The following is a 1,435-nucleotide window of genomic DNA, read 5'->3' on the forward strand; positions in this document are numbered from 1 at the left end:
GTAATGCCGATCAGTTAAGAAAATAAATGATCACTTGACCGATCTTTTAAAGGCTTCAAAATCCGATATCAGACAATGATATCGGATTTTTTTATGCGTTTAGAAAGCGAATTAGCCACAACTTTTAGGTCTTGCAACACCTTCCATACTTTTGAAAAATATGCCGAGTTACTTTCCCCCGATTTAATCAAACAAGGTTTTGAAAAAGCAGGCGTAGCAACAGTAAGAAAGCGCAGACTCCCTTTAGAAGCCGTCTTGTGGTCAATCATAGGAATGAGCCTGTTTCGACAAAAATCAGTTTGGGATATCACAACGCAAATGGATATCATGTTACCAGGAAAGAAACCATTAGTAGCACCCAGTGCACTTGTTCAAGCACGCCAACGTTTAGGTTCAGAGGCGGTAAAACAAGTCTTTCTCTCCTTAGCAAAGCATGGCTATCAATCTAATAAGTTTGAGACTTGGGCTGGCCTAAACCTGTTGGCAGTTGATGGTGTTGTTTGGCGAACAGCGGATACGGCAGAAAATCATCAAGTATTTGAAACGCAAAGTAATCAGCATCGAGAAAACATTTACCCGCAAATAAGAATGGTTTGCCACATGGAGCTAACCAGCCATCAGTTAATAAATAGTGCCTTTGCAGGTTACCGGAATAACGAAATGGTGCTAGCGGAACAATTAATTGAAGAAACGCCCGACAATTCGCTCACGATTTTCGATAAAGGTTATTATTCTTTGGGATTGCTTAACCGCTGGCATCAAGCAGGAGAGCACAGACATTGGATAATTCCAGCCCATAAAAACTTAAACTATGAGGTCATTCAAAAATTAGGTAAGAATGATAGCCAAATTCGGTTAACAACAACGCCTCAAGCACGTAAAAAGTTTAATGATTTGCCTGAGCATATTGAGGCCAGACTTGTAAATAAAACAGTCAAAGGCAAAGAATATCGTATTTTAACCTCGATGGTTGATCCAATGCGCTTTCCCAGTGATGAAATGGTAGAGTTATACCGTTATCGCTGGGAGATTGAGTTAGGTTATAGAGAAATGAAACAATCCTTACTTGATAGTGCCTATACATTAAGAAGTAAGCGCCCAGACATGATAGAACAAGAATTATGGGGTGTGCTGCTTTGTTACAACCTCATTCGGCAAGGAATGACTGCATCAGCGAATAAATTAAACAGTGTATGGCCAAATCAATTAAGTTTTACCAGTTGCTCTATGGCGATAACTCAATTTTTTGCGACGATTCCGTTAACTAGCCCTGGAAATATACCAAAACATTATGAATCCCTGTTAAATCAAATGACGTTTTTCAAATTGCCAGAAAGGCGGGAAGAGAGGAAATATCCAAGGTGGGTAAAAACAAAGCCTTCTAAGTATCCGAAGAATAAAAGAAATGCCAGTCAGCTTAACTGACTGGCATTAC

1 protein-coding gene is annotated in these 1,435 nt (G+C 39.6%); it reads left to right on the forward strand.

The window, feature by feature from the left end; genetic code table 11:
• The first annotated feature begins 93 nt into the window (after positions 1–93).
• Positions 94–1,425 (forward strand): IS4 family transposase, encoded by a 1,332-nt coding sequence (locus tag QL234_RS31875; protein ID WP_281561751.1) that lies wholly within the window; start codon positions 94–96, stop codon positions 1,423–1,425.
• Positions 1,426–1,435 lie beyond the last annotated feature (10 nt).

This window comes from Thalassomonas sp. RHCl1, from assembly GCF_947387555.1.
Lineage (GTDB): Bacteria > Pseudomonadota > Gammaproteobacteria > Enterobacterales > Alteromonadaceae > Thalassomonas.